Origin of the sequence: Enterobacter cloacae (assembly GCF_011078175.1) — a bacterium.
Taxonomy (GTDB): Bacteria; Pseudomonadota; Gammaproteobacteria; order Enterobacterales; family Enterobacteriaceae; genus Enterobacter; species Enterobacter cloacae_Q.
Genome location: NZ_JAALCJ010000006.1, coordinates 258393 through 283415 on the forward strand (window position 1 = coordinate 258393; position 25023 = coordinate 283415).

At 57.8% G+C, this 25023-nt stretch carries 23 protein-coding genes, 1 other RNA gene and 1 pseudogene; 5 read left to right on the plus strand and 20 right to left on the minus strand.

Translation table 11 applies throughout. From position 1 onward, the window contains the following. Positions 1-23: 23 nt before the first annotated feature. A complete protein-coding gene (locus G6Q29_RS15075; protein ID WP_165466257.1) occupies positions 24-602 on the minus strand; it encodes a YecA family protein in 579 nt (192 codons plus the stop codon). A gap of 167 nt (positions 603-769) precedes the next feature. On the opposite strand from G6Q29_RS15075, the gene zapA reads away from it, so the two are divergent. The 3 genes from zapA to G6Q29_RS15090 all read left to right on the plus strand — a co-directional run bounded on the left by zapA (position 770) and on the right by G6Q29_RS15090 (position 1945). Further along, positions 770-1099, plus strand: coding sequence for a cell division protein ZapA (zapA, locus tag G6Q29_RS15080; RefSeq protein WP_006811891.1), 330 nt, complete (start codon positions 770-772; stop codon positions 1097-1099). A 41-nt stretch (positions 1100-1140) separates the two neighbouring features. Next, a non-coding RNA gene (ssrS, locus tag G6Q29_RS15085) (6S RNA) lies at positions 1141-1324 on the plus strand. 24 nt (positions 1325-1348) lie between these two features. After that, positions 1349-1945, plus strand: coding sequence for a 5-formyltetrahydrofolate cyclo-ligase (locus G6Q29_RS15090; RefSeq protein ID WP_165466258.1), 597 nt, complete (start codon positions 1349-1351; stop codon positions 1943-1945). A gap of 106 nt (positions 1946-2051) precedes the next feature. Here G6Q29_RS15090 and serA read toward each other — a convergent pair whose 3' ends face one another. After that, a complete protein-coding gene (gene serA / locus G6Q29_RS15095; RefSeq protein WP_165466259.1) occupies positions 2052-3284 on the minus strand; it encodes a phosphoglycerate dehydrogenase in 1233 nt (410 codons plus the stop codon). Positions 3285-3551: 267 nt separating this feature from the next. After that, positions 3552-4211, minus strand: coding sequence for a ribose-5-phosphate isomerase RpiA (gene rpiA, locus G6Q29_RS15100; protein ID WP_003860091.1), 660 nt, complete (start codon positions 4209-4211; stop codon positions 3552-3554). A 127-nt stretch (positions 4212-4338) separates the two neighbouring features. Here rpiA and argP point away from each other — a divergent pair, with 127 nt between their 5' ends. Next, positions 4339-5232, plus strand: a complete 894-nt coding sequence (gene argP / locus G6Q29_RS15105) for a DNA-binding transcriptional regulator ArgP (RefSeq protein WP_003860089.1) — start codon at positions 4339-4341, stop codon at positions 5230-5232. A 48-nt stretch (positions 5233-5280) separates the two neighbouring features. On the opposite strand, the gene G6Q29_RS15110 is transcribed toward argP, so the two are convergent. The 7 genes from G6Q29_RS15110 to tkt form a co-directional block, all read right to left on the minus strand. Then, on the minus strand, positions 5281-6021 hold the full coding sequence (locus G6Q29_RS15110; protein WP_165466260.1) for an oxidative stress defense protein: 741 nt from the start codon (positions 6019-6021) through the stop codon (positions 5281-5283). Between the two features lie 91 nt (positions 6022-6112). Next, on the minus strand, positions 6113-6748 hold the full coding sequence (argO, locus tag G6Q29_RS15115) for an arginine exporter ArgO (RefSeq protein ID WP_165466261.1): 636 nt from the start codon (positions 6746-6748) through the stop codon (positions 6113-6115). 145 nt (positions 6749-6893) lie between these two features. Beyond that, positions 6894-7748 carry a small-conductance mechanosensitive channel MscS gene (gene mscS, locus G6Q29_RS15120; protein WP_165466262.1) on the minus strand — a complete coding sequence of 285 codons (855 nt, stop codon included), beginning with the start codon at positions 7746-7748 and terminating at the stop codon, positions 6894-6896. A gap of 187 nt (positions 7749-7935) precedes the next feature. Beyond that, positions 7936-9015: a class II fructose-bisphosphate aldolase gene (fbaA, locus tag G6Q29_RS15125; RefSeq protein WP_013098634.1), complete on the minus strand. Its 1080-nt coding sequence runs from the start codon at positions 9013-9015 to the stop codon at positions 7936-7938. Positions 9016-9107: 92 nt separating this feature from the next. Beyond that, entirely contained in the window at positions 9108-10271 is a 1164-nt protein-coding gene (pgk, locus tag G6Q29_RS15130) for a phosphoglycerate kinase (RefSeq protein ID WP_165466263.1), read from the minus strand. 49 nt (positions 10272-10320) lie between these two features. After that, complete coding sequence (epd, locus tag G6Q29_RS15135) at positions 10321-11340, minus strand: erythrose-4-phosphate dehydrogenase (RefSeq protein ID WP_165466264.1); 1020 nt, start codon at positions 11338-11340, stop codon at positions 10321-10323. Positions 11341-11680: 340 nt separating this feature from the next. Further along, positions 11681-13672 carry a transketolase gene (gene tkt, locus G6Q29_RS15140; RefSeq protein ID WP_165466265.1) on the minus strand — a complete coding sequence of 664 codons (1992 nt, stop codon included), beginning with the start codon at positions 13670-13672 and terminating at the stop codon, positions 11681-11683. 272 nt (positions 13673-13944) lie between these two features. Between tkt and G6Q29_RS15145 the strand changes: the two genes are divergently transcribed. Beyond that, the gene (locus tag G6Q29_RS15145; RefSeq protein WP_003860073.1) at positions 13945-14703 is read left to right on the plus strand and encodes a M48 family metallopeptidase; all 759 of its coding nucleotides are present in this window, start codon (positions 13945-13947) and stop codon (positions 14701-14703) included. Between the two features lie 48 nt (positions 14704-14751). Here the strand turns inward: G6Q29_RS15145 and G6Q29_RS15150 are convergent, their stop codons facing one another. From G6Q29_RS15150 to G6Q29_RS15195, 10 genes and pseudogenes are all read right to left on the minus strand, one after another. Further along, positions 14752-16392 carry a thiamine pyrophosphate-binding protein gene (locus G6Q29_RS15150; protein WP_165466266.1) on the minus strand — a complete coding sequence of 547 codons (1641 nt, stop codon included), beginning with the start codon at positions 16390-16392 and terminating at the stop codon, positions 14752-14754. A gap of 13 nt (positions 16393-16405) precedes the next feature. Further along, the gene (locus tag G6Q29_RS15155) at positions 16406-17875 is read right to left on the minus strand and encodes an aldehyde dehydrogenase (RefSeq protein ID WP_165466267.1); all 1470 of its coding nucleotides are present in this window, start codon (positions 17873-17875) and stop codon (positions 16406-16408) included. Positions 17876-17884: 9 nt separating this feature from the next. Beyond that, positions 17885-18655: an aspartate dehydrogenase gene (locus G6Q29_RS15160; RefSeq protein WP_165466268.1), complete on the minus strand. Its 771-nt coding sequence runs from the start codon at positions 18653-18655 to the stop codon at positions 17885-17887. A 9-nt stretch (positions 18656-18664) separates the two neighbouring features. Next, a complete protein-coding gene (locus G6Q29_RS15165; protein ID WP_165466269.1) occupies positions 18665-19459 on the minus strand; it encodes an SDR family oxidoreductase in 795 nt (264 codons plus the stop codon). Next, on the minus strand, positions 19443-20213 hold the full coding sequence (locus G6Q29_RS15170; RefSeq protein ID WP_165466321.1) for an alpha/beta fold hydrolase: 771 nt from the start codon (positions 20211-20213) through the stop codon (positions 19443-19445). Before G6Q29_RS15170 ends, G6Q29_RS15165 begins: the two co-directional genes overlap by 17 nt. Positions 20214-20222: 9 nt before the next feature. Then, the gene (locus tag G6Q29_RS15175; protein WP_165466270.1) at positions 20223-20753 is read right to left on the minus strand and encodes a cupin domain-containing protein; all 531 of its coding nucleotides are present in this window, start codon (positions 20751-20753) and stop codon (positions 20223-20225) included. Between the two features lie 10 nt (positions 20754-20763). Next, positions 20764-22020 (minus strand): MFS transporter, encoded by a 1257-nt coding sequence (locus G6Q29_RS15180; RefSeq protein ID WP_165466271.1) that lies wholly within the window; start codon positions 22018-22020, stop codon positions 20764-20766. A 25-nt stretch (positions 22021-22045) separates the two neighbouring features. Then, on the minus strand, positions 22046-23233 hold the full coding sequence (locus G6Q29_RS15185) for an NAD(P)/FAD-dependent oxidoreductase (protein WP_165466272.1): 1188 nt from the start codon (positions 23231-23233) through the stop codon (positions 22046-22048). Continuing rightward, positions 23230-24156, minus strand: a pseudogene (locus G6Q29_RS15190) (VOC family protein). Before G6Q29_RS15190 ends, G6Q29_RS15185 begins: the two are co-directional and overlap by 4 nt. A gap of 78 nt (positions 24157-24234) precedes the next feature. Continuing rightward, positions 24235-25023, minus strand: coding sequence for an IclR family transcriptional regulator (locus tag G6Q29_RS15195; protein ID WP_165466322.1), 789 nt, complete (start codon positions 25021-25023; stop codon positions 24235-24237).

Sequence of the window (25023 nt, forward strand, 5' to 3'; positions counted from 1 at the left end):
CACCCTCCTGTGCGTTATTTTTCTTAATGTAATGTAGGCTTACGAACTTCCGGCGCGGTCGGTTGCGAGCGCGTAAAGTGGTCGTGGCACAGCAGCGCCGCCACGCGCACGTACTCGATGATCTCTTCGAGAGACATCTCCAGCTCTTCCTGATCTTCGTCTTCATCGTAGCCGAGCTGGGCAATGTTACGCAGATCGTCGATCGCTTCACCCGCTTCGCCGGTCACTTTATCAAGCTTAGGCTGAGTAACGCCCAGGCCAAGCAGATAGTGGTTTACCCAACCCGCGAGCGCATCGGCGCGATCGAAGACGCTGACATCGTCGCCTTCAGGCAGATAAAGCTGAAAAAGAAAGCCATCGTCTTCCAGGGAATCGCTGGTTGCGGCGTGCATTTTACGCAGCGCTTCCGCCAGTTCGTGGCCAAACGCCAGCCCTTCGTTGGTGAGGTCGTGGATCAGCGGCTGCCATGAGCTGTCGCTGTTTCCGCCGCACAGTATGCCACCGATCAGACCGTGCATTTCGGCAGGGGTTAAACCGACTCCCTGCTGGTTCAGTAACTGGTTTAAATCCTTGTAACCAGGCATTTCGTTCTGTATAGACATACGCATTCGTCATCAAAGGGAGGATATTCATGATATGCTACCACTTTGGACCCTGGTGACACCAGAAAAGGGCTTGTATCTTCACATCAGGGTAGCTATAGTGTCGCCCCTTCGCAGCCCCCGGGGCAGTAAGCGAAGGTAGCGCAGTCAATCAGCAGGAAGGTGGCATGTCTGCACAACCCGTCGATCTCCAGATTTTTGGCCGTTCACTGCGAGTGAATTGTCCACCTGAACAAAGGGATGCTTTGAATCAGGCTGCGGACGATTTGAATCAGCGGTTGCAAGATCTTAAAGAACGCACTAGAGTCACAAATACTGAGCAGCTGGTTTTCATCGCCGCGTTGAACATCAGCTATGAACTGACTCAGGAAAAAGCGAAGACCCGCGACTACGCGGCTAGCATGGAGCAGCGCATTAAAATGCTCCAGCAGACCATTGAACAGGCATTGCTTGATCAAGGTCGCAATCCCGAAAGACCGGGACCAAAGTTTGAATAACACTTCGCAGTTGACTATGGTAGAGTAACTGTGAAGACAAAATTTCTCTGAGATGTTCGCAAGCGGGCCAGTCCCCTGAGCCGATATTTCATACCACAAGAATGTGGCGCTCCATGGTTGGTGAGCATGCTCGGTTCGTCCGAGAAGCCTTAAAACTATGACGACACATTCACCTTGAACCAAGGGTTCAAGGGTTACAGCCTGCGGCGGCATCTCGGAGATTCCCTCTCTCTTCTTCTACCGACTACCATGACTCAATTCCCTGAAGTTTCTGCTTCACGCCATGACATCCGTCAGCTTATTCGCCAGCGTCGTCGCGCCTTAAGCGCCGGGCAACAGGCACAGTTTGCCCAACAGGCCGCCGCCCGCATGATGGCGTATCCCCCTGTCGTGATGGCGCACACCGTTGCACTGTTTTTGTCATTTGACGGCGAGCTGGATACCCAGCCGCTGATAGACCAGCTCTGGCGCGCCGGGAAGAAAGTTTATCTGCCGGTACTTCATCCGTTTAGCAAAGGCAATCTCCTGTTTCTTCACTACCATCCGCACAGCGAGCTGGTGGTAAATCGTCTGAAAATTACCGAGCCGAAGCTCGACGTTCGCGACGTGCTCCCGCTTTCACAGCTGGACGTACTGGTTACGCCGCTGGTGGCGTTTGATGAACAGGGCCAGCGTTTAGGAATGGGCGGCGGTTTTTACGACCGGACGCTGCAAAACTGGCAGCAGTACGGGTTGCAGCCGGTGGGTTACGCGCATGATTGTCAGGGCGTGGAGGCGTTGCCCGTGGAGAAATGGGATGTGCCGTTGCCGGCGGTAGTGACGCCATCGACGTTGTGGGAGTGGTGAAACAGGCGTGCAGCCTGATGCCCTCATCCCACCCCTCTCCACAGGGAGAGGGTGAAAATATAAAAAACGGTAACTATCGTTACCGTTTTGCATTTACCTCGCAGCATCAGTACAACAGACGCGCGCGAATCGTCCCCGGAATGGTCTTCATGCTCTGTAGCGCTTTTTCGGCAACATCTTCATCTGCTTCGATATCAATGACCACGTAACCCATCTGCGAGTTGGTTTGCAGATACTGGGCAGCAATGTTGACGCTCTGCTCGGCAAAGATTTGGTTGATAGCCGTCAGCACGCCCGGACGGTTTTCGTGAATGTGCAGCAGACGACGTCCACCGTGTAGCGGCAGAGACACCTCCGGGAAGTTCACCGCCGAGAGCGTGGAACCGTTGTCGGAGTATTTGCTCAGCTTACCCGCCACTTCCAGGCCGATATTTTCCTGCGCTTCCTGGGTTGAACCGCCGATGTGCGGCGTCAGGATCACGTTGTCGAACTCGCACAGCGGAGAGTTAAACGGATCGCTGTTGGTGGCAGGCTCCGTCGGGAATACGTCGATGGCCGCCCCCGCCAGATGCTTACGCTTCAGAGCATCGCACAGCGCGGGGATGTCAACCACAGTACCGCGCGCGGCGTTGATCAGCAGTGAGCCCGGCTTCATCAGTGCCAGCTCTTCCGCACCCATCATATTTTTGGTGGACGCATTTTCCGGTACGTGCAGGCTTACCACGTCGCTCATGTTCAGCAGGTCAGAGAGATGTTGCACCTGCGTCGCATTCCCCAACGGCAGCTTGCTTTCGATATCGTAAAAGTAAACATGCATCCCCAGAGATTCTGCCAGAATCCCCAACTGAGTACCGATGTGGCCATAGCCGATGATACCCAGTTTTTTACCGCGCGCTTCGTATGAGCCCGCAGCCAGTTTATTCCATACGCCGCGGTGCGCTTTAGCGTTTGCCTCCGGGATACCGCGCAGCAGCAGCAGTAATTCGCCAATCACCAGCTCCGCCACGGAACGGGTGTTGGAGAAGGGGGCGTTGAACACCGGGATACCGCGTTTGGCGGCAGCATTCAGATCAACCTGGTTGGTACCGATGCAGAAACAGCCAATGGCAACCAGCTTTTCCGCCGCGGCAATAACGTCTTCGGTCAGTTGGGTACGGGATCGCAGGCCAATGAAATGGGCATCACGGATGGACGCTTTCAGCTCTTCGGTATCGAGCGCGCCTTTGTGAAATTCGATGTTGGTGTAACCCGCCGCGCGAAGGCTATCGATTGCTTTCTGATGCACGCCCTCGACCAGCAGGAATTTAATCTTGTCTTTCTCCAGTGATACCTTTGCCATTTACCCGACCCTGTTTTTTATCTGAACTGATGTTGTGCTGGATTGAAATCCGCTCTAGCCAACATATCAAAAAAAACTATTGCAGCAATATGAACGTTTGCGTCGGCACTCTGAAGAAAAGTCATACAGAGCAAAATGGCAGAGCAAAATGCTAAGGAAATTTATAAACGTGGCAGGATCGGCAAAAGAGGTGGAAAAACGTGACACAAGTCACCGAATTTAGCTTTTCAAAAATTTTTTAGCGGGGGGAGCGCTCCCCCCGTCAGATCATTTTACGATGGTTTTCACGCCGTCAGCGGTGCCAATCAGCGCCACATCCGCGCCACGGTTGGCAAATAACCCTACGGTAACGACGCCTGGAATGCCGTTGATCGCATTTTCCAGCGCAATGGCATCGAGGATCTCAAGGCCGTGAACGTCGAGGATCACGTTGCCGTTATCGGTCACCACACCCTGACGATATTCCGGACGACCGCCCAGCTTGACCAGCTGACGGGCAACTGCGCTGCGCGCCATCGGGATCACTTCGACCGGCAGCGGGAAATTCCCCAGAATGTCGACCTGCTTGGAGGCGTCCGCGATGCAGATAAACTTATCCGCCACGGAAGCGATGATTTTTTCGCGGGTCAGCGCCGCGCCGCCGCCTTTGATCATCTGCATATGGCCGTTGATTTCATCCGCGCCATCAACGTAAATCCCCAGACGATCCACTTCGTTAAGATCGAAAACGGTAATGCCGAGGCTTTTCAGCTTTTCCGTGGAAGCATCAGAGCTGGAAACCGCGCCCTCGATCTGCCCCTTCATCGTGCCCAGCGCATCGATAAAGTGTGCCGCCGTCGACCCCGTACCAACACCGACAATGGTACCCGGCTGTACGTACTGGAGAGCGGCCCATCCTACTGCTTTTTTCAGTTCATCCTGCGTCATGATCGTTTTGCCTGTGGTGTGAAAACTCAGGGCGCATTATAGAACACGTCGAATGGATTTCGTCTGCCACAAAGGGAAAATTGTGTCATAGTGCAGATTAAGCAAAATTAAGGAGTCAGCCAGAGCAATGAAACGTCCGGACTACAGAACACTACAGGCACTTGATGCAGTTATTCGTGAACGCGGTTTTGAGCGCGCGGCGCAAAAGCTGTGCATCACCCAGTCCGCCGTATCACAGCGTATCAAACAGCTTGAAAACATGTTCGGGCAGCCGCTGCTGGTGCGTACCGTGCCGCCTCGCCCAACGGAGCAAGGGCAAAAGCTCCTCGCCCTGCTGCGCCAGGTTGAACTGCTGGAAGACGAATGGCTGGGGGACGAACAAACGGGCTCCACGCCGCTGTTGCTCTCTCTGGCGGTCAACGCCGACAGTCTGGCAACCTGGTTACTGCCAGCCCTTGCGCCGGTATTAGCTGACTCCCCTATCCGGCTGAACCTCCAGGTGGAAGATGAAACCCGTACCCAGGAACGCCTGCGTCGCGGTGAAGTGGTTGGGGCAGTCAGTATTCAGCCACAGGCGCTGCCAAGCTGCCTGGTGGATCAGCTGGGCGCGCTGGATTACCTGTTTGTCGGTTCAAAAGCCTTTGCCGAGCGCTACTTCCCGAACGGCGTGACCCGTGCCGCGCTGCTGAAAGCCCCTGCCGTCGCGTTCGACCATCTGGACGATATGCATCAGGCCTTCCTGCAACAAAACTTCGATCTGCCGCCGGGCAGCGTACCGTGTCATATCGTTAACTCGTCCGAAGCCTTTGTGCAGCTCGCACGTCAGGGAACGACCTGCTGCATGATCCCGCATTTGCAGATTGAGAAAGAGTTAAAAAGCGGTGAGCTGATTGATTTAACCCCGGGGTTGTATCAGCGCCGTATGCTGTACTGGCACCGTTTTGCGCCGGAAAGCCGCATGATGCGCAACGTCACCGACGCGCTGCTGGCGTTTGGGCACAAGGTATTGAGGCAGGATTAATCGCTTAAATTCCCTCTCCCTGTGGGAGAGGGTTAGGGTGAGGGCAAATTACTGCGCCTTAGCCGCCTCAGTTTGCTGAGTTTGAGTTGGCTCCAGCTGGAACACCACATCAACCTGATCGTCGAACTGAATGGTCGGCTGCTCGTAAGTTTCCTGAGCAGAAACCGGGGCCGCGTCAGCCTTCATCATCCGCACCATCGGGCTTGGCTGATAGTTAGAGACGTGGTAACGCACGCTGTAAACCGGGCCGAGCTTGCTCTTGAAGCCGGACGCCAGCTGCTGCGCCTGATGAATGGCATCATCAATCGCCGCTTTACGCGCTTCGTCTTTATATTTCTCCGGTTGCGCAACGCCCAGCGAGACGGAACGAATTTCGTTCAGCCCTGCCTTCAGCGCACCGTCCAGCAATCCGTTGAGCTTATCAAGCTGGCGCACGGTCACTTCCACAGTACGCACGGCGCGATAGCCTTTCAGGATACTTTTGCCGTTCTGGTAGTCGTAATCCGGTTGGGTACGCAGGTTCGCAGAGCTGATGTCTTTTTTCGCGACACCGTTCTGTTCCAGGAAAGAGAGGTATTGCGCAACACGATCGTCTGCCTGTTTCTTGGCGGAAGCAGCATCTTTCGCCGCCACGTTCACTTCAATTGCCAGGGTTGCAACATCCGGTACCGCATCCACACTTGCAGTGCCTGAAGTGACAATGTGCGGGCCGTTTGGCAGTTCATTCGCCTGCACCGACACCGCACCAAAACTTACTAATGCCGCCAGGGCCATCACTTTAAACTTCACTGTCATTCCTCCATGTTGCGAAGAGTGCCCAACAACAGGGCTCATGCCAGCAAGCTTAGCGGGTCTTGTTCATATGTCCATAAGACAACGCTTAGTTGAACAAACCCTGTACATGATAAATGCCCTCTTTCGCTAACTGAAAGGCAATAAACCACATCACCAGCCCAACCAGCGTATTGATGATGCGCTGCGCTTTGGCGGTACGCAGTCGTGGCGCCAGCCACGCCGCCAGGATCGCAAGGCCAAAGAACCAGAGGAAGGAGGCGCTGACCGTGCCGAGCGCAAACCAGCGTTTAGGCTCAACGTCAAGCTGTCCACCCAGGCTGCCGAGCACCACGAACGTATCAAGATAAACGTGCGGGTTAAGCCACGTCACAGCGAGCATGGTGACAATAATCTTCCAGCGTCCCTGCTTCATCACGTCGGCGCTCGCCAGCTCAAGATTGCTGCTCATGGCCGTTTTCAGGGCGCCAAACCCGTACCACAGCAGAAACGCTACGCCGCCCCAGGTAACCAGCGCCAGCAGCCACGGCGACTGCATCAACAGCGCGCTGCCGCCAAAAATCCCGGCGCAAATCAGCAGCAGATCGCTCACCGCGCACAGCAGGGCAATCATCAGGTGGTACTGGCGGCGAATGCCCTGGTTCATCACGAACGCATTTTGTGGACCAAGGGGGAGGATCATAGCCGTGCCTAACGCAAGCCCTTGAAAATAATAAGATAACATGACGTAATTCTCGAAGAGTTGTCCTGGAGGCAGACTATACTGCGGGAATGTCATTAGAGGAAATGGATAATATTAATCGGGGATTAGTGAGACTAATAACAAAAAAGCCCGGTGGCGCTATCGCTTACCGGGCTTACTGGTGAAGTTACTCTGCTTCTTTGACGTTTTTGACGTTTACGTCCATCTGCGGGTACGGGAAGCTGATGCCGTTGGCATCGAAGTCACGCTTGATGCGCTCCAGCACGTCCCAGTAAACGTTTTGCAGATCGCTGCTTTTGCTCCAGATGCGTACCACAAAATTAATGGATGACGCGCCCAGCTCGTTCAGACGAACGGTCTGCTCGCGGTCCTTCAGAATGCGGTCGTCAGAATCAATGATGTTAGCGATCAGCGATTTCACCTGGTCGATATCGGAATCGTACGCCACGCTGATAATCAGCTCGTTACGACGCACCGGCTCGCGGGAGAAGTTGATGATATTGCCCGCAATGATTTTCCCGTTCGGCACCACCACAATACGACCATCGACGGTACGCAGGGTGGTAGAGAAAATCTGTACCTGTAACACGGTACCGGCGATCCCCCCTAAATCCACGTATTCACCGGAACGGAATGGACGGAAGGTCACCAGCAGAACGCCCGCCGCCAGGTTTGAAAGCGAACCCTGCAATGCAAGACCAATGGCCAGACCGGCAGCACCGAGCACAGCGATAACGGATGCCGTCTGCACGCCTACACGCCCCAGCGCCGCAATCAGCGTAAAGGCGATGATGCCGTAACGCACCAGCGCGGAGAGGAAGTCGGCGACCGTGGCGTCAATGTGTCGTGCGACCATCACCCGGTTGACAGCATTCGATACAATACGCGCCACGATCATCCCGACAATGATGATGGCAATAGCGGCAACAATATTCACGGCGTAGCTCAGCAACAGTGCCTGGTTGCGCACCAGCCAGTTACCCGCATTGTTGATGCTGTCTACAACATCAAGTTGTTCCATTTATTCTTCCTTTTGCTAAACCAAATACAAAAATCCATCCCTTAAGGGGACAGGCAGGTCAGTAAAGGGTAAACAAAAAGAGCGGTTAATGCCAAACAGATCACAAAATCAGGTCTTGCAGGATATTGAAAAAACATAAAAAAGGCCCGCATTTGCGGGCCTTCTGATGTGCTTTCAGCAGCACAAATTACAGAACATCGATCGCGTTCAGTTCTTTGAATGCCTGCTCCAGACGAGTCACCATGGACGTCTGTGCAGCGCGCAGCCATACGCGTGGATCGTAGTATTTCTTGTTCGGCTGGTCTTCGCCTTTCGGGTTGCCCAGCTGGCCTTGCAGGTAAGCTTCGTTCGCTTTGTAGTACTGAAGGATACCGTCCCAGGTTGCCCACTGGGTGTCGGTATCGATGTTCATTTTCACTACGCCGTAGCTGACGGAGTCTTTGATTTCCTGAGCAGAAGAACCGGAACCGCCGTGGAAGACGAAGTTCAGGCTGTTGTGCGGCAGGTTGTGTTTTTTGGACACGTATTCCTGAGAATCACGCAGGATGGTCGGGGTCAGAACCACGTTACCTGGTTTGTATACGCCGTGTACGTTACCGAAGGACGCTGCGATGGTGAAGCGTGGGCTGATTTTGCTCAGCTCGGTGTAAGCGTAATCAACGTCTTCTGGCTGAGTGTACAGTGCAGAAGCGTCCATGTGGCTGTTGTCCACACCGTCTTCTTCACCGCCGGTGCAACCCAGTTCGATTTCCAGGGTCATGCCCATTTTGGACATACGCGCCAGGTACTTAGAGCAGATCTCGATGTTTTCTTCCAGAGACTCTTCGGACAGGTCGATCATGTGAGAAGAGAACAGTGGCTTACCGGTTGCTGCGAAGTGTTTTTCACCCGCGTCCAGCAGACCGTCGATCCATGGCAGCAGTTTTTTCGCGCAGTGGTCAGTGTGCAGGATAACCGGAACACCGTAGTGCTCAGCCATCTGGTGAACGTGATGTGCGCCAGAGATAGCACCCAGGATAGCAGCGCCCTGAGGAATGTCAGTTTTCACGCCTTTACCGGCGATGAACGCAGCGCCGCCGTTAGAGAACTGAACGATAACCGGTGCTTTAACTTTTGCAGCGGTTTCCAGTACGGCGTTGATGGAGTCGGTACCTACGCAGTTAACTGCTGGCAGAGCGAAGTTGTTTTCTTTAGCTACCTGGAACACTTTCTGTACGTCATCACCAGTGATAACGCCAGGTTTTACGAAATCAAAAATTTTAGACATGTTGCTTAGTCCTGTATCTTCGGCCGTTAGAAAAGGTGCGAGCTCTGATAAGCGCGCTGAAAATTGGGCAGGTTTCCCTGCCCCTGAATGGCTTACTGCTTAGCGCGCTCTTCGAGCATTGCTACTGCTGGCAGGACTTTACCTTCCACGAATTCGAGGAATGCGCCGCCACCAGTGGAGATGTAGGAGATTTTGTCAGCGATACCGAACAGATCGATTGCTGCCAGGGTGTCACCACCGCCTGCGATAGAGAACGCTTCGCTGTCTGCGATAGCGTTAGCCACGATTTCAGTCCCTTTGCGGAAGTTCGGGAATTCGAACACGCCGACAGGACCGTTCCACAGGATAGTTTTTGCGTTTTTCAGGATTTCAGCCAGTTTCTGTGCAGAAACATCGCCCAGGTCCAGGATCTGCTCTTCATCTTTGATGTCGTTAACAGATTTCAGGGTTGCGGTAGCGGTTTCGGAGAACTCGGTTGCCACGCGAACGTCAGTTGGAACCGGGATGTCACAGGTACCCAGCAGACGTTTGGCTTCGTCAACCAGATCCGCTTCGTACAGGGATTTACCGACGTTGTGGCCTTGCGCAGCAACGAAGGTGTTCGCGATACCACCGCCAACAATCAGCTGGTCAGCGATTTTGGACAGGGAATCCAGTACGGTCAGTTTGGTAGACACTTTAGAGCCGCCCACGATAGCGACCATTGGACGAGCAGGTTCTTTCAGCGCTTTGCCCAGCGCTTCCAGTTCATCAGCCAGCAGAGGACCTGCACAGGCGACGTCTGCGAATTTACCGATACCGTGCGTAGATGCCTGAGCACGGTGCGCCGTACCAAAGGCATCCATTACGAATACGTCGCACAGCGCAGCGTATTTTTTGGACAGAGTTTCGTCGTCTTTCTTTTCGCCTTTGTTAAAGCGAACGTTTTCCAGAACAACCAGCTCACCTTCGGCAACTTCCACGCCGTCCAGGTAATCTTTCACCAGGCGAACCGGGCTGGACAGTTTGTCTTTCAGGTAATTAACAACCGGCAGCAGAGAGAACTCTTCGTTGTACTCGCCTTCAGTTGGACGGCCCAGGTGGGAGGTGACCATCACTTTAGCGCCCTGCTTCAGAGCCAGTTCAATGGTTGGCAGAGATGCACGGATGCGCGCGTCGCTGGTCACTTTGCCATCTTTAACCGGTACGTTCAGATCGGCACGGATGAAAACGCGTTTACCTGCCAGATCCAGATCGGTCATCTTAATTACAGACATGGTGAATCCTCTCGTTGATTCTTAAAGTTTTGCAAGCGCAAGGTGCGCTCTACCTGAAACCTTTTGCGGCCATGGCTAACGTGGTGTCGAGCATTCGGTTAGCAAAGCCCCATTCGTTATCACACCAGACCAGCGTCTTGATGAGGTGTGCACCACTCACTCGCGTCTGCGTGCCATCCACGATGGCGCTGTGCGGGTCGTGGTTAAAATCTACTGAGACCAACGGTAATTCCGTATAGTCAACTATACCATGAAATGCTCCCAGTGCCGCTTTTTGCAGCAACAGGTTGACTTCACAGGCTTTTACCGGTTTTTTCACCGTCACGCTAAGATCGATTGCGGTGACGTTTATCGTCGGCACGCGCACGGCAATCGCTTCGAAACGGTCGTTAAACTGCGGGAAAATACGGGTAATGCCAGCAGCCAGTTTCGTATCCACCGGAATGATAGACTGGCTCGCCGCGCGAGTGCGTCGTAAATCCGGATGATAGGCGTCGATAACCTGCTGATCGTGCATGGCGGAGTGAATCGTCGTCACGGTGCCGGATTCAATGCCATACGCATCGTCTAACAGTTTAATGACCGGAATAATGCAGTTGGTGGTGCAGGAGGCGTTGGAGACAATGCGGTGTTCAGCTTGCAGCTCGTGCTGGTTGACGCCAAACACGACGGTGGCGTCGAGGTCATTACTGCCTGGATGTGAGAACAAGACTTTTTTCGCACCAGCATTCAGATGCGCTTCGCCATGTTCGCGGTTACCGTACACGCCGGTACAATCCAATACCACATCCACACCCAGTTCGCGCCAGGGCAGCCCTGCAATACTGTTCTCGTGTAGTACGCGGATAGCATCGTCACCGATAAATAGCTGTTCCCTTTCCTGGCGAACGTCCCAGGCAAAGCGACCGTGGCTGGTGTCATACTTCAACAAATGCGCCATACCCGCAGCATCCGCCAGTTCATTGATTGCCACCACGGTGATTTCCGCACGACGCCCGGATTCATATAAAGCACGAACCACGTTGCGCCCGATGCGACCGAAGCCATTAATCGCTACGCGTACGGTCATAGATCTCCTGCAAAGCTATCCCTGAGTTTGAGGTCGCTGAAAGAGTAATCCAGCGACGCCCGAAGGGGAATCCTTGCTGTCACAAACTGCGATTGATTGGTCAATTGTCGAACATTTAATCGACTGAAACGCTTCAGCAAGAATAAGCGAATCGGGGAATAAAAGGAATCTTTGTCCAGATGTATAAGCGAGCTATATGACTTGCGTCACATTTTCGGTGGAATAATGCCGGCGAGGTAAAAGCAAAACGGTAACCCAAAGGTTACCGTTTTTAGTGTTTGCACCTTCTCCCCGTGGGAGAGGGTTGGGGTGAGGGCATCCGCCCACACCGTACAAGCAGTTACAGCAGTTCTTTCGCCTTAGCGACAACGTTCTCAACGGTGAAGCCGAACTCTTCAAACAGCTGTTCCGCTGGAGCAGACTCACCGAAAGTGGTCATACCGACGATAGCACCGTTCAGGCCAACGTATTTGAACCAGTAGTCAGCGATACCCGCTTCCACTGCCACGCGAGCGGAGACCGCTTTAGGCAGTACAGATTCGCGGTACGCGGCATCCTGCTTATCGAACGCATCGGTAGACGGCATGGAGACCACGCGCGCCTTCACGCCTTCGGCAGTCAGTTTTTCCCATGCTGCTACAGCCAGTTCAACTTCAGAACCGGTCGCGATGAAGATCAGCTCAGGCTGGCCTGCGCAATCTTTCAGCACATAACCACCGCGCGCGATGTTCGCCAGCTGCTCTGGAGTACGCTCCTGCTGTGCCAGGTTCTGACGAGAGAGGATCAGCGCGGTTGGACCGTCCTGACGCTCAACGCCATATTTCCACGCCACCGCAGATTCAACCTGGTCACATGGACGCCATGTGCTCATGTTCGGGGTCACACGCAGGGAAGCCACCTGCTCTACCGGCTGGTGAGTTGGACCATCTTCGCCCAGACCGATGGAGTCGTGGGTGTAGACCATCACCTGACGCTGTTTCATCAGCGCAGCCATACGCACGGCGTTACGTGCATACTCTACGAACATCAGGAAGGTAGAGGTGTACGGCAGGAAACCACCGTGCAGAGCGATACCGTTGGCAATCGCGGTCATACCGAATTCACGTACACCGTAATGGATGTAGTTACCGGCAGTATCTTCATTGATTGGCTTAGAGCCAGACCACAGGGTCAGGTTAGATGGCGCCAGGTCAGCGGAGCCGCCGAGGAATTCTGGAAGCAGAGGACCAAACGCTTCGATCGCATTCTGAGATGCTTTACGGCTGGCGATCTTAGATGGGTTCGCCTGCAACTGCGCGATGAACGCGTTCGCTTTCGCGTCGAAGTCAGACGGCATGTCACCTTTCATACGACGGGTGAATTCAGCCGCTTCCTGTGGGAAGGCTTTCGCGTAAGCCGCGAACTTCTCGTTCCAGGCCGCTTCTTTCGCCTGGCCCACTTCTTTTGCATCCCACTGAGCATAGATTTCAGACGGGATTTCGAAGGCAGGATGTTTCCAGCCCAGTGCTTCACGGGTCAGTGCGATTTCCGCGTCGCCCAGTGGAGCGCCGTGTGAGTCGTGAGTACCCGCTTTGTTCGGGGAACCGAAGCCGATGATGGTTTTGCACATCAGCAGGGACGGTTTATCGGTCACGGCGCGCGCTTCTTCTACTGCACGTTTAATCGAGTCAGCATCGTGGCCATCAACGCCGCGCACAACGTGCCAGCCGTAGGCTTCGAAACGTGCGGCGGTGTCGTCAGTGAACCAGCCTTCAACGTGACCGTCGATGGAGATGCCGTTGTCGTCATAGAACGCAACCAGTTTACCCAGCTTCAGGGTACCTGCCAGGGAGCACACTTCGTGAGAAATGCCTTCCATCATGCAGCCGTCGCCCATGAAGGCGTAGGTGAAGTGGTCAACGATGTCGTGGCCAGGACGGTTAAACTGCGCCGCCAGGGTCTTCTCTGCAATCGCCATACCTACAGCGTTAGCGATGCCCTGACCCAGCGGACCGGTGGTGGTTTCAACGCCAGCGGTGTAGCCCACTTCCGGGTGACCTGGAGTTTTGGAGTGCAGTTGACGGAAGTTTTTCAGCTCTTCAATTGGCAGATCGTAGCCGGTGAGGTGCAGCAGGCTGTAGATCAGCATAGAGCCGTGGCCGTTAGACAGTACGAAACGGTCGCGGTCTGCCCATGCAGGGTTCTGAGGGTTGTGGTTAAGGAAATCACGCCACAGGACTTCGGCGATATCAGCCATACCCATAGGGGCACCCGGGTGGCCGGATTTGGCTTTCTGTACTGCGTCCATGCTCAGCGCACGAATAGCATTAGCAAGCTCTTTACGTGAGGACATTTTAACTCCAGATCGGACTGTTAAAGGCCATGCCCTTGACGACAGCGCGTTTTGGGCTACGCCGGAAAAAAGTGCCAACAATGTAACCCAAGCCGCAGGGCATGTACATGGACCATTCTTTTGCAGCTTAAGAAATCTCTGGATCATGCTCGCATGTTGCGCAATCTGCTCGCTCGCCGCGGTAGATATTCCTTATACTTAGCCCGACACCGGCTTCGTTGACGGTGCATTTTTCGGATTTAATTCAGTTTAACGAGTACGGAAGCAACATCATGAAAATGCGTGCAATCGGGCTGGCTGTGGGGACAACGCTCCTGCTAAGCGGCTGTCAGAATATGGATTCTAACGGCCTGATGACCTCAGGCGCAGAAGCTTTTCAGGCCTACTCACTGAGCGATGCGCAGGTCAAAGCGCTGAGCGACGAGGCCTGTAAGGATATGGATGGAAAAGCTACGCTTGCCCCGGCAAACAGCACCTACACGCAGCGTCTGAACAAGATTGCTTCCGCGCTGGGGGACAACATTAACGGTCAGCCGGTGAACTACAAGGTGTACATGGCGAAAGACGTCAACGCCTTTGCGATGGCGAACGGCTGTATCCGCGTTTACAGCGGCCTGATGGACATGATGACCGACAACGAAGTGGAAGCGGTGATCGGCCATGAAATGGGTCACGTTGCTCTGGGCCACGTGAAGAAAGGGATGCAGGTTGCGCTGGGCACCAATGCCGTGCGCGCCGCGGCAGCCTCAGCGGGCGGCATTGTCGGCAGCCTGTCCCAGTCGCAGCTTGGCGATGTGGGCGAGAAACTGGTGAACTCCCAGTTCTCCCAGCGTCAGGAGTCGGAAGCGGATGACTACTCTTACGATCTGTTGCGCAAACGCGGCATCAATCCATCGGGGTTAGCCACCAGCTTCGAAAAACTGGCGAAGCTGGAAGAAGGTCGTCAAAGCTCTATGTTTGACGATCACCCGGCCTCCGTTGAACGTGCGCAGCATATCCGAGACCGCATGGCGGCAGACGGAATTAAATAGCTGAACTCCGGCCCGGTGCGCGCTGCGCTACCGGGCAACAAGGCTCAATCAGTACAGCGTTTTCTGTGGCGGCCCGGCAAACTTAAGGGCGCCAATCTGCCCCATCCGCACCTCCACTACCGACGGCCCCGGCATGGCCAGCGCCTCTGTCATGACTGCATCAAAATCCTCGGCCCGTTCAACGCTCCAGGCCTGTAGGCCAATCGCCTGCGCCAGCAGGGTAAAGTCCGGCGTATGCAGCGCGTTAAAATACTGCCGTCCGCCAAAATATTTATCCTGAATGCCGCGCATTACGCCGTAACCCCCGTCGTTCATGATGAGCAGCGTCACGTTGGCTTTCTCCTGCGCCAGCGTCGCCAGCTCGCCTAAATTGAGGCTCAGGCCGCCGTCGCCCACCAGTCCTACCACCTTGCGCTGCGGGTTGGCAATCGCGGTGCCGATGGCCATCGGCAGTCCCATACCAATCGCCCCGGCGAGAGAGTGTATGTTCAACAGCGGACCGTTAGCCCTGAACAGGCGGCTACCCCACAGGCTGCCGGACACGGTTATATCACGCACCAGCAGGCCATCTTTCGGCAGGGCTTTTTCTATGGCGTCGTTAAGCTTCGCATAGACGCCGCACTGCTCGCGCAAACCCTGTTCAGCTTGCCCAACCGCCTGCTGCACCTGCGCGTCCCACTGGGCGTTGCCCCATTCCCGGCCCTGGGCTTTTTCAGCCAGCGCGCCAAGCAACGCGGAACAATCGGCTATTAACGTGTTATCCATCAGGTAGTTACGGCTTGCTGCCGCGGGGTCGATATCGATCTGCACGCGCGGAGACGGGAGTTCCAGCGTCCAGGATCGGGTTTCGTTGCTGCGCAGGCGTGAACCGGCCACCAGCGTAAAATCACACTGCGCAATCAGCGCTTCCACCGACGGCGAATTGTGGAACGCGCGCAGGCTGGCGCGATGGTCGTCCGGCAGCACGCCGCGTGCGTGGGTGCTGGAAATCACGGTGATGCCCGCTTCAGCCAGCGTTTTCACCGCGTCAGCGCTACCCAGCGCCCCGCCCCCCAGCCACAGCAGCGGCTGCTTAGCCTGTTTGAGCTGCGCCCACAGCGCGTCAACCATTCCGGTATCCACGGCTGGAGCCGATACCGGTTTGATCGGAGCGGTTACCAGTGACAGCGGAATTTTGGCGCCCTGAATATCAATCGGGATTTCAACCGAGACCGGCCCGCACGGCGGGGTCTGCGCGTCCTGGATGGCTTTATGCAGAATGGCTATCGCCTGATTCGCATTGCTGATCCGGTACGCCCGTTTTGAACTGGCCTTCAGAAAGGTCAGCTGGTCGCGAGTCTCATGGATAAACCCGGTGTCGGCGTCCAGCCAGGCTTTTTCTACCTGCCCGGTTAAATGCAGCAGCGGCGAGCAGGCGTTCATCGCTTCTACCAGCGCGCCTACCGCATTACCCGCACCCGCGCCGGTGCTGGTCAGCGCCACGCCGAGGCCGGAAAAACGTCCGTGGGCGTCGGCCATGGTCACGGATCCCGCTTCGCCGCGCGCGGGCACGAAGCGAATGTTGCCGCGCTGCCCGACCGCATCCGCGATCGGCAGGTTGTGAATAGAGATGACGCCGTAGATGGCCTCAACCTGATACTGCTCCAGCGTTCTGGCGATGGCGTCGCCGACGGTTATCATTTCGCTCATTGCTCACCCTTTCTCAGTCGCACCAGTGGTTGACGCTGTTACCCGTCGCCAGATAAATGCTCTTTTGCTGCATCCAGGCTTTTAACCCCTGAATGCCCTTCTCGCGGCCCAGACCGCTCTCTTTAAAGCCCCCGAACGGGGTTGAAATCGCAAAGACTTTATAGGTGTTGATCCACACCGTGCCCGCCTCCAGCTGTTCGCTCAGGCGCAGCGCGCGTCCGGTATCGCGCGTCCAGATCCCCGCCGCCAGGCCGTACACCGAATCGTTGGCCTCGCGGATCAACGCCGCTTCATCGCGAAACGGCATCGCCACCAGTACCGGGCCGAAGATCTCCTCCTGGCATGCGCGGGCGCCGTTGCTCAGCCCTTCAATGATGGTTGGCTGGAAGAAACTGCCGTTTGCCAGAGCGGGATCGGCGGGGTTCTCGCCGCCGCACAGCACGTGGCCCCCTTCACGCTTCGCCAGTTCGACGTACTCGATCACGCTCTGACGATGTTTCTCGTTGATTAGCGGTCCTACATGAACGCCGTCGTTAAACGGGTGTCCTACGCGCAGACCGCGAGTTAATTCCAGCAGCCGCGACATCAGCGGCGCGTAAATACTCTCGTGTATGAACAGCCGTGAACCGGCGATGCACGCCTGCCCCGCCGAGCTGAAAATGCCGTAGCAGATGCCGCGCGCGGCCTGCTCGATGTCTGCGTCTTCCAGCACGATGGTCGGGGATTTTCCGCCCAGCTCCAGCGAGGCCGGGATCAGCTTTTCCGCCGCCACGTGTGCAAGATGGCGGCCCGTAGTGGTGCCACCGGTAAAGGAGATTTTGCGCACCTTAGGGTGACGCGCCAGCGCATCGCCAATCACCGAGCCTTTACCCGGCAGCACGCTCAGCAGCCCGGCGGGCAGCCCGGCCTGTTCAAAAATACGCGCCAGCTCAAGCGCCATCAGCGGTGTGGCTTCAGCGGGTTTCAATATCACCGCATTTCCGGCGGCAATCGCCGGAGCAACCTTTTGCATTTCGCTGGCAATCGGCGAGTTCCACGGCGTAATGGCGGCCACCACGCCGAGCGGTTCATAGCGGCTCAGGGTCAGCAGATCCGGCTGGCGTGGCGTCGGGAGCTCCCCTTCCAGCAGCTCGCAGGCGGCGGCAAAGTAGCGCGCCGTCCCTGCCGCACTCATCACCAGCCCGCGCGCTTCCGCGAGCGGCTTGCCGTTATCGCGGCTCTGCATCTTCGCCAGTTCGTCGACGCGGGATTCAATCAGATCGGCCACCTTGTGCAGGATCGTCGCGCGCATGTGCGGCAGGCTGTTACGCCATGCGGGATCGCGCCAGGCGCGCTCTCCGGCGTCTACCGCCTCCTCCAGGTCATCCAGGCTGGCGGCGTTCAGCGTCGCGTTAATCGATCCATCTGCCGGGAAGTGGCTCTGCATCGGGTTGCCACCGCCGTGTCGCCACAGGCCGCCGATAAAAATCTTCAGATCGTCCATCGTCACTCCTCAGCTCAGGGCCAGCTCGCGGCAGGCGCGTACCGCGCTCAGTGCTGCAAGGGTGGAGGTTTTAGGGTTAGACGCCAGCGGCAGCCCGCTCAGCTCAAGATGGAACTCGCCGAACAGTCCTTCGACGTGCAGCGTGTGGGTGTTGCGTCTGGTGGCCGGGTCGACCATCAGCTGCACGCGCGTCTCGTCCATCCCGACGCCACCGAGCGCCACCGTCGCCGCCACGTTGGCGTTCGCGGGGAACAGACGCGCCGCCTCGCGGGCGCTGCCTTCAAAGAAAATGCTCGCCTCAGACACCGCGTTAAGGTCGATTAGCTGCTCAGCATAACTGCCGCGCCAGCTGGCCGGGCTTTTGCGCGACTGATAGGTCACGCGTTCCAGCCCGCCCTCTTTCGCCGCCGCCAGCCCGTCGATACCGGCAACCGCGCCGGAGAGCAGCGTCAGCTTGCCGCCAGCACTGAGCAGACGCTGCTCCAGCGCGCTGTCCGCCAGCGCGCCGGTGGAGATCACCGCCAGATGCCAGCCGCGACGCAGAATGTCCTCGCCGTACTGCGCCACCGCCTGCTGGCTGGCGCACTCCAGCACGAGGTCAGGCGCTTCTGCGCAGTCCACCGGCGAGACCAGCGCCGCCACCACACCACCGAACTGCGCGCGAATAGCCTCGTGGTGAGCCTCGCGCGCTACGATCCAGCCGATGCTGACGCCAGCAGGCAGGCGCTCAATTACCGCCTGCGCCATCGCGCCAAAGCCAATTAACATGATTTTTTTCATGATGTGTCCTTACAGATGGCGGCAGAAGCCGCCGGAAACGTCCAGCGCCGCACCGGTGGTAAACGAGGCCAGCGGCGAGGCGAGGAACAGCAGCGCCTGCGCGGGCTCCTGCGGCTTGCCGAGACGCGCCATCGGGATGCCGCGCTTGCGCGCGATATCCGCCGTCCACTCCGGCCAGCTCTGACTTTTGTCCGTCCGGCTCTCAAAGCGGCGCTGCCACTGCCCGGATTCCACCATGCCGAGCAAAATGGAGTTCACGCGGATACCTTTGCCCACCAGCTCTTTTGAGAGCGTCAGCGTCATATTCAGCAGCGCGGCACGGGCGGCAGAAGTGGCGATCATGTGCTCCTCCGGCTGTAGCGCCAGCAGGGAGTTCACGCAGGTAATGGAGGCGATGTCGGACCGCTCCAGCAGAGGCTGAAACGCCTGCACCGGGTTAATTACCCCGAACAGTTTGAGTTCAGCTTCGTGCAGCCACGCCTCGCGCGGGGTGTCCTGGAAGTGCGCCACGTAGCCCTGTCCGGCGTTGTTGATCAGCATATCCGCCGCGCCAAAACGCGCCTGCACCGCATCCGCGAAGGCCTGCACTTCGTCGGCGTTCAGCACGTCGCAGCGATAAGCGAAAATCTCCCCATGGGGGTAGTCGTTTTGCAGCGCAGCGCGCGCGCTGGCGAGCCGGTCCGGATCGCGGCCACAGAAAGCCACTTTTGCCCCCTCGCCCAGCAGCAGGCGCAGCGTTTCAAAGCCAATGCCGGACGATCCGCCGGTGACTACCGCTACGCGTCCGTCAATGTGTGCATTCATCGCCTACCTCCTGGTGAATACGTAATAGCTGTTGATTAAAAAACGCCGCGTTATCGAGATAGCTGGCGTGCCCGGCCTGGGGAATGGCGGTAAACGGCATGCCGTAGCGCAGCGCCAGCCCCTGCACCAGTTCCGGCTGGGTGATGGCATCCTGCTCGCCGCACCAGACCTCAAACGTGCCGGAGTAGCGTTTAAGCCAGCCGTGAATGTCGTCATGTGCCAGCATCCACGCGGCAGCGAGATAGCCTTCCGGGCGCAGCGCCCGCATGCCCGCCGCGACGGTGGCGATATCTTCCGCGCGCGCGCCGGGGCGCAGCAGCTTCGCGGCGCGGGTCTGGGCGAGGATTTCGCCGCCCAGCGCCATCTGCTGCTCGCGGTTGCGCCAGACCTGCTCCCGCTGCTCCGGCGCGGCCTGCCCGTAACCCTGCGCGGCGTCGGCCAGCACCAGATGAATGACGCGATCCGGGAATTTCGCGGCAAAGGCGCTGACCACCAGTGCCCCCAGGGAATGTCCCACCAGCACCGTCTGCCAGACACCGGCGCGATCCAGCATTGCCGCCAGCGCGTCGGCGTAATCTCCCGAATTTGCCCGCTCAACGGCCAGCATCGGGCTTGCGCCATAACCGGGCATGTCCCACGCCAGCACGCGAAAACCCTTCAGCGCCATCTGCTTATGCCAGGAGGCGGCACCCGAGCTGATCCCATGCAGCAGCATCAGTGGAATACCGCTTCCCTGTTCACGAAAACCCGTCATCATGCCCCCCTAGTTCCGCTTCACTTTGGAAAGCGGATGATCGGCGGGATAGGTCGGGATTTCCGGCTTGTTGGTTCCCAGCATCACGCACATCAGCGCCTCTTCTTCCCCATGGTTAAACAGGCCGCGATAGATACCCGCCGGGACGGAGATCAGGTCACGCTCGCGCAGCACGGTTTCGGTATAGTGTTCACCGTCCTGGATCATCAGCGTGATCTGGCCTTTCAGCATGAAGAACACCTCTTCCACGTCGTCGTGCAGGTGCAGCGGCCCTTCGCACTTCGACGGCAGCACCATGGTGGAGAAGGTGAAATGGTCTGCCTGCACGGTGTTGGTGTCGTTCGCCACGCCCGTTGCGCCGGTGCCGATGTAGCGCATCTGCGCCCGGCGGTATTTCGGATCAAAATCGGCCTGGAACTTCAGCGCGTTCCAGTCGTATTTACGGCCTTCAAAGCGCGCGATGCGCGACTCGACCCACTCTTCCATCGTCAGGTGCTCAGGTTTGATGCCTGATTTATGGGTTACGGTTGAATCAGTCATGACACTCTCCTCAGTAACGTCTCAGCAGCGGCAGTAACAGGACGCAGCCCACCGCCGCCATCACCGCCAGAAAAATCAGCCCGGAATCCATGCTGTGGGTGAAGGCGATAAGCGCCCCCATCACCGCCGGCGACAGCGCGCCCGCAAAGTTTCCCAGCCCGTTGAATATGCCGCCCGCCGTCGCGCTCACTCGTGGATGGGTGGCCTTCGCCAGCAGGGCGAAAATGTTGGGTGCGCCAGTGCCCAACATAAAGGTGCTGAAGCTCATCGCCGCGATGATGGCCAGCGGTGTATCAAGGTGCATGACCGCCGCCAGCCCGACGGCCGCGCCCGCCATCGAGATAAAGCAGGCTGCCGCACGCTTATCGACCCGGTCAGAGAGCCACGCGCCAATCACTTCCCCCGCCAGCATGGCGATGAACGGCATCGACGACAGCCAGCCCGCGTGCTCCAGATGGATACCTTTGCCCTTGATGAGGTAACCAGGCAGCCAGCCGTTGATGCCCCACAGGTAGGTCAGGAAGGCGATGTTAAAGATGCAGATGATCCAGAAGTGCGGGCTGACGAACAGCTCGCGCCGTGCGGCACGCCGCTCATCCTGAGACGCCTGCGTGGTGCCAGGCTTCGCCTCCAGGCGGATCCCACGCAGACCAACGCGCACGAAAATCAACACCGGTACGGTAAGCATCGCCATCACAAAGAAGGTGCTCTGCCAGCCAAAGGTGTTCAGCAGCCAGAGGGAGAGCGGGAAACCAATCGCCGCGCCCACCGGCGTGCCGAGCAGCCACAGCATGGTGGCGCGCGCCTGCAAATGCTGCGGAAAGTTGTGACGCACAATGGCGAAGGCCAGCGGGAACAGCGGCCCTTCCGCCACGCCCAGCAGGATGCGCAGGACGATCATCAACGTGTAGTTATGGGTAAAGCCCATCGCCACCATCAGCACGCACCACACCGCCATCATCCCGGTGAGCAGGCGCAGCGGCGCGATTTTGTCGCCTAAACCGCTTAAAAACACCGATGAGAAGCCATAGCTCAGCAGGAAGGCGCTCATCAAAATGCCGAGGCGCGTGGTGTCGAAATCGATCCCCATCGCCTGCTGGAAATGGGTATCCGAAAAGAGCGCCGCGATGCTGATTTTGTCGAAAAACGCCAGCAGCACGCAGGCCAGCAGCGACAGCGGGATGGCCCAGCGCACCGCTTTTTCGGGCGTGCGGGCCCCCTCACCGCTCGCCTCAACCGGCGCGGTGTTCGTCTCTAGTGTGGTCATCTCTCCCCCTACGGGTGCGGGTTAGCTATCGCAATGACATCAGTGAAAAAGTCGGGTCAGCGAGCGGTACGTCCGATAAATCCCGCCCTGCCGCCATCCAGCGCTTCGCCAGCTTGACGGTGCGCGCATCGTTAAACGCCACCAGCTGCGTCAGTCGCCCGCTGTCATCCAGCGAGAAGAAGAGCGAATCTTCACGCACTATCGTGCTGCTGCCCGGCTGCGGAATGCCGAGGATCTGAATATTGTGCTGGTATTGATCCGACCACAGCCACGGGGCATCGTCGTAGCCTGGCGCATCCGGATTTAGCATCGCTTTCGCCGTCGCCACCGCCTGATTCTGGGCAAATGCCCACGACTGAATGCACAAGCCGTAGTGGTGATGCTGCGCCACATCGCCAGCCGCAAAGATGAACGGATCCGAGGTGCGTCCCTGAGCATCCACCACGATCCCGCGCCCGGTATGAAGCCCCGCATCGCGCGCCAGTTCCAGATTGAGATCAACGCCGATCCCCACCACCACCGCATCAAAGGTTTCGCGCTGGCCATCACAGTGAATAACCGGCAGGCCATTGTCGTCCTCCAGCTCCAGCGCGCCGCAGCCGGTACGGATATCCACCCCTTGTTCGCGATGGATGGCCGCTAAGCGTTGCGATACCTCTCCACTCACCGAACGCATGCACAGCGCGGGCTGCTGCTCGAACAGCGTGACCGCCACGTCGTTTTTGCGCGCGGAAGCGGCAATCTCAAGGCCGATCCAGCCGCCGCCCACAATCGCCAGGGTTTGACTCTCTGCCAGACGTCCCTTCAGACGCTGCGCGTCCTGCCAGTGGCGCAGGGTATAGACCTGCGGATGCGCCGCCCACGCCTCGCCCGGCAGACGCGCCCGCCCTCCGGTGGCAATCAAAAGAATGTTGTAACTAAGATGCGTACCGTTGCTTAAACGCACCGTTTTTGCCTCGCGGTCGATCTGCTCCGCACGCAGTGGGCGGTACCAGGTCAGATCCAGCGCCTGCTGTGCCGCTTCGGAAAACAGCCGCGGGAGCGCAGCGTCAGGCTCCAGCAGAGACGCCTTCGACAGCGGCGGCCGTTCGTAGAAATCCCACGCTTCTTCCGCCACCACGCAAATCTCGCCGTCGAAACCCTCATCGCGCAGGGTTTTAGCTGCCCAGCCGCCCGCCTGACCGCCGCCGATAATGACAATGCGCGACGTCATACCGCCTCCGGCTTTTTCTGCTGGCGGCGCGTGTCGTGGTCAATCCCACCTTCCACCGCCCATTCGGTGAAGGAGACCAGCGAATGCTCCAGCTCGCGCGGCTGCCAGTTTTCCGTCAGGTAATCATCGTTGGTGTAATACTCAAACGCGCCGCCAGTCGGGCTGTTGACGTACCAGAAATAGGCCGACGACACCGGATGACGGCCCGGCCCGATAAAGGTGCTCCAGTCATGTTTATTCATCGCGATACCGCCGCCGATCACCTCGTGGATGTCGCGCACGGTGAAGGCCACGTGGTTGAGGCCGCGCTTGCGGTTCGGCAGTTGCAGCAGGAACAGGTTGTGATGGCCGCCGCGTACGCCGCAGCGCAGGAACACGGCGCGGTTGATGTAGCGGTCCGAGACCTGGAAGCCAAGCACCTCGCGGTAGAATTTCTCCACTGCCGCCAGCTCCTCAACGAAAAACACCACGTGCCCGACGTTGATCGGCTGGGCGCGATCGTAGACCGGGCTTGGCGTGTCGATGCGGCGAGCGTCTCCCCACTGGTTAATCGGCTCGACGTTCAGCTCCACGTCGCTCTGCTGGCTGACCTACACGCGCAGCGTCATGCCGTTCGGGTCCAGGCACTCCAGCGCATCGCCCACTTCACGAAAGCCTGGCTGTTGCGCCAGCTTCGGGCGCAGCGCGTCCAGATCAGACTGTCTGGCAACCGCCCAGGTCATGCGGCGCAGGGTGTTGCCCGCTTCAAACGCGGGCGGCAGGTCGGGGCTGTCGATCGGGTTAAGCTCCACGCGCGCGCCGCTCAGGGTGGTGAAACGCTGGCCGCTGGCATCGCCCGTCAGGCCAAAATCACGCATAAATTTGGCGCAGTGGGTCAGGTCTTCCACGCCAGATTCCAGCTTTTCAATTCCGGTTACACTCATCGTTCGTTGCCTCATCTGGCCCAAATTGGGCGTAAAACATGCCCGACGCACTGAAGCGCCTGACGTTAACTCACTGATTTAACTGGCCTGTGACAGGTACCCTAAGAAGCCAGAAATTTTATCCGCCGCGAGGCGAACCTCGTTCTGGAGCCGCTCGCGGTCGGTCTGCGGGATCTCCTCCGACGGCACCAGAATGCTGACCACCGCCGCCACGCGGCCGCTTCGGTCATACACCGGATAAACGATGGAAGAGATGCCGTGGCGGAAGAAAGACTCGCCAATCACATATCCCCGGGCTTTGTCCTGCTGCACCATCTGCCACAGGGCTTCACGGTCGTGAAGCTGCCCCGGCGCGTTGCCCGGCAGGCGCTCGTGCGGGAACAGCTGTTCGAAATCGGCGCGGGAAATATCGGTCAATAGCATGCGGCCCAGCGAGGTGCAGTGCACCGGCAGACGGGTACCAATACTGACCTGGTTGATGCGCGACCCGGCGGCGCTGACGCGGGCGATGTAGATAATGTCGCGCCCGTCGCGGATCGCCAGGTGGCTGCTGCACTGGCTCACGTCGCGCAATTGCTCGATCACCGGCTGGCCGACCTGCGCCACGTCCAGCGAGGCGATGTACTCAAAGCCCAGCCGCAGCACGTTCATGCCCAGCGAGAAGGTATTGGTGCGCGCGTTGCGCTCCAGAAAGCCCATATACTCCAGCGTCTGCACCACGCGGTAGGCGGTGGCCTTCGGCATATCCACCAGCCGGTGCAGTTCGGCAAAGGTCAGATCGCGATGCTGCTCGCCAAAGGCCAACAGCAGCTGTAAACCGCGCTCCAGCCCCGGCACCAGATACTTCACTTCCTGATCGTTTGCCAT

Excerpts from the sequence above, each read along its gene's own strand:
- G6Q29_RS15075 (WP_165466257.1), bottom strand. The coding sequence starts at position 602 with ATGTCTATACAGAACGAAATGCCTGGTTACAAGGATTTAAACCAGTTA.
- zapA (WP_006811891.1), top strand. The coding sequence starts at position 770 with ATGTCTGCACAACCCGTCGATCTCCAGATTTTTGGCCGTTCACTGCGA.
- G6Q29_RS15090 (WP_165466258.1), top strand. The coding sequence starts at position 1,349 with ATGACTCAATTCCCTGAAGTTTCTGCTTCACGCCATGACATCCGTCAG.
- serA (WP_165466259.1), bottom strand. The coding sequence starts at position 3,284 with ATGGCAAAGGTATCACTGGAGAAAGACAAGATTAAATTCCTGCTGGTC.
- rpiA (WP_003860091.1), bottom strand. The coding sequence starts at position 4,211 with ATGACGCAGGATGAACTGAAAAAAGCAGTAGGATGGGCCGCTCTCCAG.
- argP (WP_003860089.1), top strand. The coding sequence starts at position 4,339 with ATGAAACGTCCGGACTACAGAACACTACAGGCACTTGATGCAGTTATT.
- argO (WP_165466261.1), bottom strand. The coding sequence starts at position 6,748 with ATGTTATCTTATTATTTTCAAGGGCTTGCGTTAGGCACGGCTATGATC.
- mscS (WP_165466262.1), bottom strand. The coding sequence starts at position 7,748 with ATGGAACAACTTGATGTTGTAGACAGCATCAACAATGCGGGTAACTGG.
- fbaA (WP_013098634.1), bottom strand. The coding sequence starts at position 9,015 with ATGTCTAAAATTTTTGATTTCGTAAAACCTGGCGTTATCACTGGTGAT.
- pgk (WP_165466263.1), bottom strand. The coding sequence starts at position 10,271 with ATGTCTGTAATTAAGATGACCGATCTGGATCTGGCAGGTAAACGCGTT.
- epd (WP_165466264.1), bottom strand. The coding sequence starts at position 11,340 with ATGACCGTACGCGTAGCGATTAATGGCTTCGGTCGCATCGGGCGCAAC.
- tkt (WP_165466265.1), bottom strand. The coding sequence starts at position 13,672 with ATGTCCTCACGTAAAGAGCTTGCTAATGCTATTCGTGCGCTGAGCATG.
- G6Q29_RS15145 (WP_003860073.1), top strand. The coding sequence starts at position 13,945 with ATGAAAATGCGTGCAATCGGGCTGGCTGTGGGGACAACGCTCCTGCTA.
- G6Q29_RS15150 (WP_165466266.1), bottom strand. The coding sequence starts at position 16,392 with ATGAGCGAAATGATAACCGTCGGCGACGCCATCGCCAGAACGCTGGAG.
- G6Q29_RS15155 (WP_165466267.1), bottom strand. The coding sequence starts at position 17,875 with ATGGACGATCTGAAGATTTTTATCGGCGGCCTGTGGCGACACGGCGGT.
- G6Q29_RS15160 (WP_165466268.1), bottom strand. The coding sequence starts at position 18,655 with ATGAAAAAAATCATGTTAATTGGCTTTGGCGCGATGGCGCAGGCGGTA.
- G6Q29_RS15165 (WP_165466269.1), bottom strand. The coding sequence starts at position 19,459 with ATGAATGCACACATTGACGGACGCGTAGCGGTAGTCACCGGCGGATCG.
- G6Q29_RS15170 (WP_165466321.1), bottom strand. The coding sequence starts at position 20,213 with ATGACGGGTTTTCGTGAACAGGGAAGCGGTATTCCACTGATGCTGCTG.
- G6Q29_RS15175 (WP_165466270.1), bottom strand. The coding sequence starts at position 20,753 with ATGACTGATTCAACCGTAACCCATAAATCAGGCATCAAACCTGAGCAC.
- G6Q29_RS15180 (WP_165466271.1), bottom strand. The coding sequence starts at position 22,020 with ATGACCACACTAGAGACGAACACCGCGCCGGTTGAGGCGAGCGGTGAG.
- G6Q29_RS15185 (WP_165466272.1), bottom strand. The coding sequence starts at position 23,233 with ATGACGTCGCGCATTGTCATTATCGGCGGCGGTCAGGCGGGCGGCTGG.
- G6Q29_RS15195 (WP_165466322.1), bottom strand. The coding sequence starts at position 25,023 with ATGGCAAACGATCAGGAAGTGAAGTATCTGGTGCCGGGGCTGGAGCGC.